Source organism: Kitasatospora sp. NPDC054939, assembly GCF_053610105.1.
In genome coordinates, this window is sequence record NZ_JBSGXP010000038.1 from 45,628 (window position 1) to 57,179 (window position 11,552).

Genomic DNA, 11,552 nt, shown 5'->3' on the forward strand with positions numbered 1-11,552 from the left:
CACGAGCACACCCGGGCCGCCGATGACCGTCTCCGTCGCCCTGTTCACCCAGGACCTGCGCCTGCACGACAATCCCGTACTGTTCGCCGCCCAGCGGTCCGCGGAGCAGGTGGTGCCGCTGTTCGTCCTCGACCCGGACATCGCGGCGGCCGGCTTCGCGACCGCCAACCGGTCGGCCTTCCTCGGCGACTGCCTGGCCGACCTGGACGCCTCGCTGCGCCGGCTCGGCGGGCGCCTGGTGGTCCGGCGCGGCCGGCCGGCGGAGCAGGCGGCCCGGGTCGGCGGAGGAGTGCGGCGCGTCCTCGGTGCACGTGGCCGCCGGGGTGAGCGCCTTCGCCCGGGCCCGCGAACACGCCCTGCGGGAGCGGTTGGGCGAGCGGCTGCACGTCCACGACGCCTCGCTCACCGCTACCGTCCCCGGCGAGGTCGCCCCCGCGGGCAAGGACCACTACGCGGTCTTCACCCCCTATCTGCGGGCCTGGCAGCAGGCGCCGCGCCGCACGGTGCACCGCGCCCCGCGCACGCTCCGCACCCCGGACGGCCTCTCCGGCGTGGCCGTGCCCCGGCCGCGGCCCGACTCCCCCGGCCTGCCGCCCGGCGGGGAGGAGGCGGGCCGCCGGGCGTGGCGGCGATGGCGCTCGGACGGCGGCCTGGACCGCTACGAGGAACGGCACGACGACCTCGCCGCGGACGCGACGTCACGGCTCTCGCCCTACCTGCACTTCGGCTGCCTCTCCGCGACCGAACTCGTCGAGGACGCCGAACGGCACGGCGGCAGCGGCGCCGCGGCGTTCGTCCGGCAGGTGGTGTGGCGGGAGTTCCACCACCAGGTGCTCGCCGCGCGGCCCGCGGCGGCCTGGTCCGACTACCGCGGCAAGGGCGACCGGTGGCTGCCCGACGGGCCGGAGTGCGACGCCTGGCGGGAGGGCCGGACCGGGTACCCGATCGTCGACGCGGGGATGCGCCAGCTCGCCCACGAGGGCTGGATGCACAACCGCGCCCGGCTGGTGACGGCGTCCTTCCTCACCAAGACGCTGTACCGGGACTGGCGGATCGGCGCCCGGCACTTCCTCTCCCTGCTGGTCGACGGCGACATCGCCAACAACCAGCTGAACTGGCAGTGGGTGGCCGGCACCGGCACCGACACCCGGCCGAACCGGGTGCTCAACCCGCTCGCCCAGGCCGACCGGCTCGACCCGGACGGCGCCTACGTCCGCCGCTGGGTGCCCGAACTGGCCGGGCTGCCCGGCCGCTCCGTCCACCGCCCCTGGCGGCTGGACAGCCCGCCGGCCGACTACCCCTCGCCCGTCATCGACCCCGACCGGCTCTCGGCCCGCCTCCGCGCGGCCCGCGGACTGGACTGACCCGGGCGAACGGTCCCCCGGGACCGGTTCCCCGGGCCTCCGGGACCTGGCGGGCGGTGGGCGGGGACGGTGGGCGCGTTCTCAGGCCCGGTCGCGGCCGGCCGCGACGAGGACGGGCTGCGCGGTGGCGGCCGGGGGTGCGGCGGGTTCGGGCCGGGCGGCGGGGCGGCGGCCGGCGAGCCGGCAGCCGAGGCAGTCCCGGTGGCCGCGGCGGGCGGCGGTGTCCCGGACCCGCCAGTCCCACTGGTCGGCCGGCCGCGGGCCGCCGGGCTTGCCCCAGCCCGCGAGGTGCAGCAGCCAGGTGGTGACGGCGGCGAGGACGACGACGCCCGTCCCGACCGCCAGGCCGACCGGTGAGCCGGCGGCGAACGCGACGCCCGCGACCAGGCTCCCGGTGAAGGCGAGGGCGGTCCCGGTCCATCCGGCGACGGTGTGGCCCATGTCATGATCGCCGTGGATGCTCATGTCGACTCCCTCGGGGTGCGACGATCCGGCGGACCGCTGGTACGGCCCGCACAAGAAGTCTTACAATCTAAGTAACTTAGATGCTAAGGGGAATCTGGGTGGAGGGCAAGGCACGCCCCGAGGCGGCGGCCCCGCAGGCGCTGTACGCGATGGACCGGTTCGTCGCGCTCGCACAGTTCGGCCAGCAGGGCATCGCCGCCCGGCTCGGGCTCAACGTCACGGATCTGACCTGCCTCGGCTTCGTCATCGAGGCCGCGCTGGCGGGCCGGTCGCTCGCGGCCGGCGACCTCGCCGACCAGGCCCGGCTGACCACCGGCGCGGTGACGGGCGTGCTCAACCGCTTGGAGAAGGCGGGATACGCGCGCCGGGAGGCGGATCCCGGCGACCGCCGCCGGGTGCGGGTGGTGATGGAGGAGGGCGCGCAGGCCCGCCTCCTGGAGGTCTACGGTCCCTTCTACGAGCGGATCAACGCCCTGTTCGCGGACTACACCCCCGACGAGACCGCCGTCCTCGCCGACTGGTTCACCCGCGCCCGGGACGCCCTGCAGGTCTCGCTGGAGGAGCTCCAGGAGTGACACCGGGGCGGGCCCGCCGCGCGCACCGCGGCCCCGCCCCGCCCGGCCCGCCCGGCCCGCCTGGTGGCGCCTCCCCCCGGTAGCGCCTCGCGGTCTGCCGAGGTCCCGGCTCAGGTCTCGCGCTGCGGGCGGTACTCCTCCTCCGTCACGCCGAAGGTCCAGGCCACGCCCGCGCGGGCGGTGCGGATGCCGGGCGGCACCCGCAGCCAGTAGGTGCGGAAGGTGCCGTCCGGCTCCGCGGTGGAGTTGACCACCTCGACCATCACCACCGGCTCGTCGTCCGGCAGGACGATCTCCCACAGCACCCCCGTCTCGTCCCGGTGCCGCGGCTTGGCCCCCGAGTCGGCGAGGTAGCGCTCGTAGCCGTAGTGCTCCAGCATCACGCGGCGCAGCTCGGCGTTCTCCTCGGTGCGGATGCGCTCGGCGGTGAGCGTGCCGAGACCGGCCAGGAAGTCCGGCGGGACGGGCATGCCGCGCCAGGCGTGCAGCGCGAAGCCGTCGGCGTAGGCGAGGGCGGGGCCGTCGGCGCGATCGAGTCGGCCCGCCTCGTCCCGGTGGAGGGCCAGCGGCCGGTCGCTCACCAGGGCGACACGCTCGTACGGCCACCACCAGCCGGCCCCGCGGGCGACCTCGGCGAGGGCGGCGGGCCCGGCGGACTCCCCGTCGGCGCCGCCGTCCCCGGCCACGTCCCCGATCACGTCCGCGGTTCCGTCCCCGGCCGGTGCGCCGAACGCGCCCGCGGCCTCCAGGGCGGCGAGCCAGGGTGCGTCGTGCTGGCCGCGCACCGCGTCGAGCAGGGCGAGCCGGACGGCGGTGCGCCGGGTCAGGGCCCAGGTCACCACCGCGTCGTCGTCCCGCTCGAAGTCCGGCTCCGGGCCGAGCCGGTCCAGGACGGCGTCCCGGATGCGGTCGGCCAGCGCGTTGGTGGCGGGCCCGAGCTCGCCGCCGGTGAGCGCCCAGAGCGGCGCCCAGCCCTGCGGGCCGACCCGCTCGACGGCCCGCCGCCGCGCCCGGTCCCAGGTGCGGGTGCGCACGGCCTCGCGGACGCTCACCGCACCGGCCCCGCGCAGCTCCAGCGCCGCCGCCACCGCTTCGAGCGGCGAGCCGCACCACCGGACCTCCGCGGGCTCGGGCAGCCCGGCCGCCCGGTAGGCGGCGCGCACCGCACGCTCCACCGCCGCCCGGTCGCCGGGGCCGGTCGCCGCCGCGCTCGCCCGCCAGCGGGCCGTCACCTCGCCGGGTGCGTCCGTCGGTTCCGTCACCGTCATGCCCTCCACGCTCCTGCTCCGCCGTTCCGTTCCGTTGTCCCGTGACCGCCGCCGCGCGCGGGTCAGTCCGCCACCACGCGCACCGCGCCCGGCACGTACTCCCGCTGCCGCACGACCCGGTACCAGCCCCTGGGCAGCGGGATCGCCGCGTGCTCCTCGTGCACCACCCGGCCGCCCTCGGGCAGGTGGAGCCAGCCCGAGCCGAACGGCCCGCCCTCCCGGCGCAGCTCCCCCGGGCCGACCACGGCGTGCGCGTGGCCGGTGACCTCGCCGAGTGCCAGCACCATGCGGCCCCGCGCGTCCCGCGGCTGCACGGCCGCCGCCGCGACCCGGGCCGGCACCGCATCCTCCGGCACCGGCACGATCAGCACATCACCCTGGCGATACATCAGGCCTCCCCGGCAGCACGTACGGACCCCCGCCGGTCCGGCGGGGCGTCGGAATCCCACGCTCCGAACGCTAGGACAGGGGACCGACAACGCGGCCCGGCCCCGGCCGCACCTCGCCCGCACCTCGCCCGAGCCGCCGTCCGGGCCACGGCCGCGGGCACGGCACCGGACACGGCACCGGGCACAGGACCGGGCGCGGCACCCGGGCACCGGTCTGTCGGGGGCGGCTGATAGACAGATCCCGTCCGGGATCCACGAGGTACAGCGCCGGGAGCAGCGCATGACGGTCAACCACCACATCGAGCAGTTCCACGGGCTGCCCGTCCTCGACCTGCGGCACGCCGTCGAGGAGGGCGCCGACCTGCCGGACGCGGCCGGGGTCGCCTGGAAGATCGGCACCGACTACGACAGCGAGTACGAGTTCCCCGCCCTGTGGGAGCACTTCCTCGACGCCGTGGACACCGACCGGGTGCGCGCCGTGGTGATCGGGCAGTGGTCCGAGGAGCCGGAGAACCTCGCCCCGTCGCTGGAGCTGGTCACCGCCGCCGCCGGGCGGCTGCCGGCGCTGCGCGGGCTCTTCCTCGGCGACATCACCTACGAGGAGTCGGAGATCTCCTGGCTGGAGATGTGCGACGTCACGGCGCTGCTGACGGCCTTCCCCGCGCTGGAGGAGCTGGTGGTGCGCGGCGGCGACGGCCTGGAGCTCCAGGAGGTGCGGCACGAGCACCTGCGCGCCCTGCGCTTCGAGGCGGGCGGGCTGCCGGCCGCGGTGGTGCGCCGGATCGCGGCCTGCGGCTTCCCCGCCCTGGAGCGGCTGGAGCTCTGGCTCGGGGTGGAGCACTACGGCGGCGACACCCGGATCGAGGACCTCGCCCCCTTCCTGGACGGCGCGGCCTTCCCCGCGCTGCGCCACCTCGGCCTGCAGAACAGCGAGTACCAGGACCGGATCGCCGAGGCCGTCGCCCAGGCCCCGGTGGTCGCCCGCCTGGAGTCGCTCGCCCTGTCGATGGGTGTACTCGGCGACGAGGGCGCGGTCGCGCTGCTGGAGGGCCAGCCGCTGACCCACCTGAAGTCCCTCGACCTGCACCACCACTTCCTCACCGGGGCGATGCAGCAGCGGCTGCGGGACGCGCTGCCCGGCGTGGAGCTGGACCTCTCCGGCGCCGGCAAGCCGGACGACCGCCGGCGGTACGTCGCCGTGGCCGAGTAGTACCGGGGCGCCCGCCCCGCCCGGCCGCCGCCCGACCCCCCTCATCGCCGTTCCGCCGCCCGGCCGTCACCACTGTCCCCCCGCCCAGAGAAGAGCAGCCGCCGTGTACCACCGCCACCCCGAGCAGTTCCACGGGCTCCCCGTGCACGCCTTCCCCGCCGACCCCGCCGACCGGCAGCAGCTCCCCGAGCCCGGCGCCGTCGCCTGGTACGTCGCACTGGAGTACGACGCTCCGGAGGACTTCACCGCCCGCTGGGAGGCGTTCCTCGCCACCGTCGACCCGGCCGGCGTCCGGGCCGTGCTGATCGGCCCGTGGTGGCGGCGCGACTACTCGGGGCTGCGCCCCGCGATCGACGCCCTGGTGGCGGCGGCCGACCGGCTCCCCGCCCTGGAGGCGCTGTTCCTCGCCGACGTGGTGTCCGAGGAGTGCGAGATCTCCTGGCTCCAACTGTGCGACATCACCTCCGTCCTGACCTCCTTCCCCGCCCTGGACGAGCTGGTGGTGCGCGGCGGCAGCGGGCTCGGCCTCAAGCCGGTGCGGCACGAACGGCTGCGGGCCCTGCGCTTCCACTCCGGCGGCCTGCCCGCCGAGGTGGTCCGGGGCGTGGCCGCCGCCGACCTGCCCGCGCTGGAGGAGCTGGACCTCTGGCTCGGCGTCGACGAGTACGGCGGCGACTCCACCCTCGACGACCTGCGGCCGTTCCTCGACGGCTCGCACTTCCCGGCGCTGCGCCGCCTCGGCCTGAAGAACAGCGAGTACCAGGACGAGATCGCCGCGGCCGTCGCGCACGCCCCGGTGGTGGCGCAGCTCTCCTCGCTGGGCCTGGGGATGGGCGTGCTGGGCGACGAGGGCGCGGTCGCGCTGCTGGAGGGCCAGCCGCTGACCCACCTGGAGTCGCTCGACCTGTACTACCACTACGTGTCGGAGGAGTTGCAGCAGCGGATCGTCGCGGCCCTGCCCGGGGTGGCGGTCGACCTCGACTTCCACAACGACGAGGAGGATCCGGAGGACCGCTACGTCGCGGTCGCCGAGTAGCCGCCGGGCAGGTACGGACGCGACGGGCGCTGCGGTCGGGACAGGCAACGGGCGCAACGGGCGGGACGGGAGGGCGGGAGAGCGTGGAGACAGGCATGGCGGTACGGCCGGCGGCAGGCCGCCCGGGGCGGCTGGCGGTGCTCGGCAACCCGGGCCACCGGCGGGTGGTCCTGTTCGCCGACGCCGCACGGTCCGCCGGCCTGCCGGAGCCGCTCGTCGTGCCCTGGCTGGACGTCCTGCGCGGTACGGCCCGGCCGCCCGAGGGCGCGCTGCTGCGGATCGAGTCGCCCGGCGAGGAGCCGGCGGTCGACGAGCTGCTGCGCGGTCCGGCACTCGGCGCGGGCTGGGCGCCGACCCGGGTGGAGGGCGGCGCCGCCTGGTACGCGGGGGTGACGGCGGCGCTGCGCGGGCTGGCCCGGCTGCCGGGGGTGCGGCTGCTCGGCGATCCGGAGGAGATCGCCGTGATGTTCGACAAGCGGCGGGCGCACGCACTGCTCGACGCCGCCGGGGTCCCGGTGCCGCGCGCGCTCGGCGCGGGCCCGTCCGGCGCCCCGATCGCGGGCTGGGAGGACCTGCGGGCCCGGCTGGCCGCGGCCGACCTGCGCCGGGTCTTCGTGAAGCCCGCGCACGGCTCGTCGGCGTCCGGGGTGGTCGCCCTGGAGTTCGGTCCCGGCGGCCGGGTGCAGGCCACCACCTCGGTCGAGTCAGCGCCCGACGGGCTGCACAACTCGCTGCGGGTGCGCCGGTACCGCTCGGAGCGGGAGGTCGCCGACCTGGTCGACCGGCTCGCCCCGGACGGCCTGCACGTCGAGCAGTGGATCCCGAAGGCCGCCCAGTCCGGCCGCTCGGCGGACCTGCGGGTGGTGGTGATCGGCGGCCGGGCCACCCACGTCGTCGTCCGCACCAGCCGGCAGCCGATGACCAACCTGCACCTCGGCGGGGCCCGCGGCAGCGTCGGGCTGGCCCGGGAGGCCGCCGGTACGGCCTGGCCCACCGTGCTGGAGACCGCCGAGCGCGCCGCCGCCTGCTTCCCGCGCTCCCCGGCCGTCGGGGTCGACGTCCTGCCCACCGCCGGCTGGCGGCGGGCGCTGGTCGGCGAGGTGAACGCGTTCGGCGACCTGCTGCCCGGACTGACCGGTCTGCCCGGCGGCCCGGCCGAGGGCCTGGACACCTACGGCGCCCAGCTCGCCGCCCTGCTGGCCCACGGCACCCTCGCCCCGCCCGGCCCCGGCCGCGCCCCGACACCACCGGCACCGCCCGGCACCGCCGCCGCCCCCGCACCCCTGCCCGACCCACCCCTGGAACCGCGCCGATGAACCACCCACCGAACCGCCCGCACCCGCCGCAGCACGCCGTCACCGGCGTGAACGCCCTGCCCCACGCGAACACCGACGCCCTGCCCGACATGAACGCCGTGGTCGGCAGCCACGACCTGCTGCTCGTCACGCTGGACACGCTCCGCTTCGACGTGGCGCAGGAGCTGGCCGCCGCCGGCCGGACGCCGCACCTCGCGGCGCTGCTCCCGCAGGGCCGCTGGGAGCGCCGGCACTCCCCCGGCAGCTTCACCTACGCCTCCCACCAGGCGATGCTGGCCGGCTTCCTGCCGACCCCGGCGAGCCCGGACGGGCCGCACCCGCGCCTGTTCGCCGCGCGCTTCGCCGGGTCGGAGACCACCGAGAGCCGCACCTGGGTCTTCGACACGCCCGACCTGCCGAGCGCCCTGGCCGGGGCCGGCTACCGCACGGTCTGCATCGGCGGCGTCGGCTTCTTCAACAAGCAGGGACCACTCGGCTCCGTCCTGCCGGGGCTGTTCCAGGAGAGCCACTGGTCGCCCGAGATGGGTGTGCCCTCGCCGACCTCCTTCGAGGCGCAGGTCGCCTGCGCGGAGCGGGTCGCCGCCGAGCAGCCCGCCGACCGCCCGCTGTTCCTGTTCGTCAACGTCTCGGCGCTGCACCAGCCGAACTGGTTCCACCTGCCGGGGGCGAGCCGCGAGCACGGCGACACCCGGGAGAGCCACGCCGCCGCCCTGGAGTACGTGGACGCGCACATCGGCCGGCTGTTCGCGGCGATGAGCGCCCGACGGCCGTGCTTCGCCGTGGTCTGCTCCGACCACGGCACCGCGTACGGCGAGGACGGCTACACCGGGCACCGGATCGGCCACGAGGTGGTCTGGACGGTGCCGTACGCGCACTTCACCCTCCCCGCCGCCACTCCTGCCGCCGCGCCCGCGGCCGCGAGCCCCGAGGAGTCCGCATGACGACGGCCCCGGACACCGCGCCGGCTCCCGCGCGACCCGCCCCGCTCCCGCTGGTCGGGCCCGGCTCCACCGGCCCCGCGACCGCCGCCGGGGCACCCGCTCCCGACCCGGAGTCGCCGTACCTGTCGTACGTCTACGCCTACCCGCACAAGACGGCGTACCGGCCGCTGCCGGAGCGCCCGGCGCTGCGCGAGCTGTGGGCGGGCGAACCGCAGCACGCGCTCTCGCTGTACGTCCACATCCCGTTCTGCGAGGTGCGCTGCGGCTTCTGCAACCTCTTCACCCGGATCGGCAGCCCCGAGGGCCTGACCACCGCCTACCTGGACGCGCTCGACCGACAGGCCCGCCAGGTGCGCGAGGCGCTGGACGGCGGGGCCCGGTTCGCCCTGGCCGCGTTCGGCGGCGGCACGCCCACCTACCTGACCGCCGCCGAACTCGACCGGCTCTGCGACATCGCCGAGCTTCGGATGGGCGCCGACCTGCGCGCGGTCCCGCTCTCCGTGGAGGCCTCCCCGGACACCGCGACCGCCGACCGGCTGGAGGTCCTGGCGGCGCGCGGCACCACCCGGCTCAGCCTCGGGGTGCAGTCCTTCCTCGACGAGGAGGCCCGCTCGGCGGTCCGCCCGCAGAAGCGCGCCGCCGTGGAGGCGGCGCTCGGACGGATCCGGGCGGCCGACTTCCCGGTGCTGAACATCGACCTCATCTACGGGATCGACGGCCAGACCCCGGCCGCCTGGCTGCGCTCGCTGGACGCCGCCCTCGCCTGGCAGCCGGAGGAGCTGTACCTCTACCCGCTGTACGTCCGCCCGCTCACCGGCCTCGCCCGGCGCGGGCAGCCGGGCGGCCCCGCCGTCGAGCCGGAGGGGTCGCCCGCCTGGGACGCCCAGCGGCTCGCCCTCTACCGGACCGGCCGCGACCACCTGCTCGCCCACGGCTACCAGCAGGTCTCGATGCGGATGTTCCGCCGGGCCGACTCCCCGCAGGCTGGCAGCAGCGAGTACGCCTGCCAGACCGACGGCATGGTCGGCCTCGGCTGCGGCTCCCGCTCCTACACCTCGCGGCTGCACTACTCCTTCGACTACGCGGTGAACGCCACCGAGGTGCGGCGGATCATCGACGACTACGTGGCCGTCGAGGACTTCTCGCGCGCCGAGGTCGGCCACTGGATGACGCCCGGGGAGGCCCGCCGGCGCCACCTCGTCCAGTCGCTGCTGCAGGCGGAGGGGCTGCCCGTCGCCGACTACCGGGAGCGCTTCGGCGCCGACCCGGCCGAGGACTTCCCGGCCGAGCTGGCCGCGTTCGCCGACCGCGGCTGGCTGGCGGCGCCCGCGGACCCGCAGCGGCTGGTCCTCTCCCCCGAGGGGCTGGCGCACTCCGACGCGCTCGGTCCGATGCTCTTCTCCCCCGAGGTGCGCGCCCGCATGGCCGGTTACGAGGCCAGGTGAGCACCTTCCTGGGATTGCCCGCCTCCCCCGGGCCCGACGCGGCCCCGGGCGCGGCCCCATCCCCTGCAGCGAAGTCCGCCCCGGAGGCCGCGCCGCTCGATCTGACGCTCCTCTACCGGGGGCCGCTCGCCTCCTGCGACTACGACTGCCCCTACTGCCCGTTCGCCAAGCGGCGCGACACCCCGGAGCAGCTGCGCGCCGACCGGGCCGCGCTGGAACGCTTCACCGGCTGGGCGCAGGCCCGGGCGGGCAGCGGCGACACCCTGTCCGTGCTGTTCACCCCGTGGGGCGAGGGCCTGGTGCGCTCCTGGTACCGGCGGGCCCTGGTCGGGCTGAGCCGGCTGCCGCACGTGCGCCGGGTGGCGATCCAGACCAACCTGAGCTGCCGCACCGGCTGGCTCGCCGAGGCCGACCTCGACACCCTCGCCCTCTGGGTGACGTACCACCCGGGGCAGCTCAGCCACGACCGCTTCCTCGCCAAGTGCCGGGAGCTGGACGCGCTCGGCGTGCGGTACAGCGTCGGCGTGGTCGGGCAGCCGGAACACCTCGCGGCGGCCCGCCGGCTGCGCGCCGACCTGGCCCCCGCCGTCTACCTGTGGATCAACGCCGCCGAGGGGCTGGTCTACACGGACGCCGAGGCCGCCGACTGGACGGCCCTCGACCCGCACTTCGGCTTCAGCCGCACCGCCCACCCCAGTGCCGGACTCCCGTGCCGCACCGGCGAGTCGGTGCTCTCGGTGGACGGCGACGGCACCGTGCGCCGCTGCCACTTCGTCCGGACCCCGCTCGGCAACCTCTACGACGGCTCCTACCGGGCCGGCCTGCGCCCGCGCGGCTGCCCGCTGCCGGTCTGCGACTGCCACATCGGCTACGTCCACCTGGAGACCCTGCCGCTGTACGAGGTCTTCGCGGGCGGCGTCCTGGAACGCATCCCGCACACCCGGTGACCCAGCGCCGCGGCCCGCGGACTCCCCGAACTCCCCTGCGCATTCCGGGCGGGGAGTAGCCGAGGCGTGTCCGACGCGAATCGCCGGATACGCCTAGCCTGGAAGGAGGAGGCGATGGAGATGCTCTCAGATGCGCCACTGCAAGCCGTCATTCCGGTCGCGGACCTGGCCCGGGCCAAGGCCTACTACCAGGACACCCTCGGGCTGAAGATCGTCGAGGACAACCCGAACGAGGTCGGCTTCGAGTGCGGCGGCACGTTGTTCGGCATGTACGAGACGCCGTACGGCGGCAAGGCCGACCACACGCTGGCCAGTTTCAAGGTCTCCGACCTGGATGCGGAGATGTCGGCACTGCGCTCCAAGGGCGTGACGTTCGAGGACTACGACCTGCCCGGGTTGAAGACCGTCGACGGCGTCATGGAGGTCGAGGGGATGCGCGGTGCATGGTTCAAGGACAGTGAAGGGAACATCCTCTGCGTGGTGCAGATGACCGGGAAGTAGCGGGGAGGCCCACGGCGGGCGCACCCGCAGCCGGCGCACCGGTGGCGATGGCCGCACCGGCCGAGACGATGACCCAGCTGGGGGGCAGCGCGCCC

At 76.1% G+C, this 11,552-nt stretch carries 11 protein-coding genes and 1 pseudogene; 9 read left to right on the plus strand and 3 right to left on the minus strand.

Going from position 1 to position 11,552, the window contains the following annotated elements:
- Positions 1-22: 22 nt before the first annotated feature.
- Positions 23-1,364 (plus strand): annotated as a pseudogene (locus ACWGB8_RS13960) (cryptochrome/photolyase family protein).
- A gap of 81 nt (positions 1,365-1,445) precedes the next feature.
- Here ACWGB8_RS13960 and ACWGB8_RS13965 read toward each other — a convergent pair.
- Positions 1,446-1,829: an HGxxPAAW family protein gene (locus ACWGB8_RS13965; RefSeq protein WP_452213383.1), complete on the minus strand. Its 384-nt coding sequence runs from the start codon at positions 1,827-1,829 to the stop codon at positions 1,446-1,448.
- 80 nt (positions 1,830-1,909) lie between these two features.
- On the opposite strand from ACWGB8_RS13965, the gene ACWGB8_RS13970 reads away from it, so the two are divergent.
- Entirely contained in the window at positions 1,910-2,404 is a 495-nt protein-coding gene (locus ACWGB8_RS13970; RefSeq protein ID WP_452213385.1) for a MarR family transcriptional regulator, read from the plus strand.
- Positions 2,405-2,514: 110 nt separating this feature from the next.
- Here the strand turns inward: ACWGB8_RS13970 and ACWGB8_RS13975 are convergent, their stop codons facing one another.
- Together ACWGB8_RS13975 and ACWGB8_RS13980 are read right to left on the minus strand one after the other, a co-directional pair.
- Positions 2,515-3,672, minus strand: coding sequence for a DUF6745 domain-containing protein (locus ACWGB8_RS13975; RefSeq protein ID WP_452213387.1), 1,158 nt, complete (start codon positions 3,670-3,672; stop codon positions 2,515-2,517).
- A 62-nt stretch (positions 3,673-3,734) separates the two neighbouring features.
- Positions 3,735-4,061 carry a hypothetical protein gene (locus ACWGB8_RS13980; protein WP_452213388.1) on the minus strand — a complete coding sequence of 109 codons (327 nt, stop codon included), beginning with the start codon at positions 4,059-4,061 and terminating at the stop codon, positions 3,735-3,737.
- 280 nt (positions 4,062-4,341) lie between these two features.
- Between ACWGB8_RS13980 and ACWGB8_RS13985 the strand changes: the two genes are divergently transcribed.
- The 7 genes from ACWGB8_RS13985 (at position 4,342) to ACWGB8_RS14015 (ending at position 11,457) form a co-directional block, all read left to right on the plus strand.
- On the plus strand, positions 4,342-5,271 hold the full coding sequence (locus ACWGB8_RS13985; protein ID WP_452213390.1) for an STM4015 family protein: 930 nt from the start codon (positions 4,342-4,344) through the stop codon (positions 5,269-5,271).
- Between the two features lie 103 nt (positions 5,272-5,374).
- Positions 5,375-6,307, plus strand: coding sequence for an STM4015 family protein (locus tag ACWGB8_RS13990; RefSeq protein ID WP_452213391.1), 933 nt, complete (start codon positions 5,375-5,377; stop codon positions 6,305-6,307).
- 95 nt (positions 6,308-6,402) lie between these two features.
- Entirely contained in the window at positions 6,403-7,623 is a 1,221-nt protein-coding gene (locus tag ACWGB8_RS13995) for an STM4014 family protein (RefSeq protein ID WP_452213393.1), read from the plus strand.
- A gap of 89 nt (positions 7,624-7,712) precedes the next feature.
- Positions 7,713-8,564, plus strand: coding sequence for an STM4013/SEN3800 family hydrolase (locus ACWGB8_RS14000; protein ID WP_452213399.1), 852 nt, complete (start codon positions 7,713-7,715; stop codon positions 8,562-8,564).
- Positions 8,561-10,009, plus strand: a complete 1,449-nt coding sequence (locus tag ACWGB8_RS14005; RefSeq protein ID WP_452213395.1) for an STM4012 family radical SAM protein — start codon at positions 8,561-8,563, stop codon at positions 10,007-10,009. Before ACWGB8_RS14000 ends, ACWGB8_RS14005 begins: the two co-directional genes overlap by 4 nt.
- Before the next feature lie 101 nt (positions 10,010-10,110).
- A complete protein-coding gene (locus tag ACWGB8_RS14010; protein WP_452213401.1) occupies positions 10,111-10,956 on the plus strand; it encodes an STM4011 family radical SAM protein in 846 nt (281 codons plus the stop codon).
- Between the two features lie 114 nt (positions 10,957-11,070).
- Positions 11,071-11,457, plus strand: a complete 387-nt coding sequence (locus ACWGB8_RS14015; protein WP_452213397.1) for a VOC family protein — start codon at positions 11,071-11,073, stop codon at positions 11,455-11,457.
- The last annotated feature ends 95 nt before the right edge of the window (positions 11,458-11,552 follow it).

What these genes read in the sequence shown, in the direction of transcription:
- ACWGB8_RS14015 (WP_452213397.1), top strand. Translation starts at nt 11,071, where the DNA reads ATGGAGATGCTCTCAGATGCGCCACTGCAAGCCGTCATTCCGGTCGCG.
- ACWGB8_RS13965 (WP_452213383.1), bottom strand. Translation starts at nt 1,829, where the DNA reads ATGAGCATCCACGGCGATCATGACATGGGCCACACCGTCGCCGGATGG.
- ACWGB8_RS13985 (WP_452213390.1), top strand. Translation starts at nt 4,342, where the DNA reads ATGACGGTCAACCACCACATCGAGCAGTTCCACGGGCTGCCCGTCCTC.
- ACWGB8_RS13980 (WP_452213388.1), bottom strand. Translation starts at nt 4,061, where the DNA reads ATGTATCGCCAGGGTGATGTGCTGATCGTGCCGGTGCCGGAGGATGCG.
- ACWGB8_RS14005 (WP_452213395.1), top strand. Translation starts at nt 8,561, where the DNA reads ATGACGACGGCCCCGGACACCGCGCCGGCTCCCGCGCGACCCGCCCCG.
- ACWGB8_RS13975 (WP_452213387.1), bottom strand. Translation starts at nt 3,672, where the DNA reads ATGACGGTGACGGAACCGACGGACGCACCCGGCGAGGTGACGGCCCGC.
- ACWGB8_RS13970 (WP_452213385.1), top strand. Translation starts at nt 1,910, where the DNA reads ATGCTAAGGGGAATCTGGGTGGAGGGCAAGGCACGCCCCGAGGCGGCG.
- ACWGB8_RS14000 (WP_452213399.1), top strand. Translation starts at nt 7,713, where the DNA reads ATGAACGCCGTGGTCGGCAGCCACGACCTGCTGCTCGTCACGCTGGAC.
- ACWGB8_RS13995 (WP_452213393.1), top strand. Translation starts at nt 6,403, where the DNA reads ATGGCGGTACGGCCGGCGGCAGGCCGCCCGGGGCGGCTGGCGGTGCTC.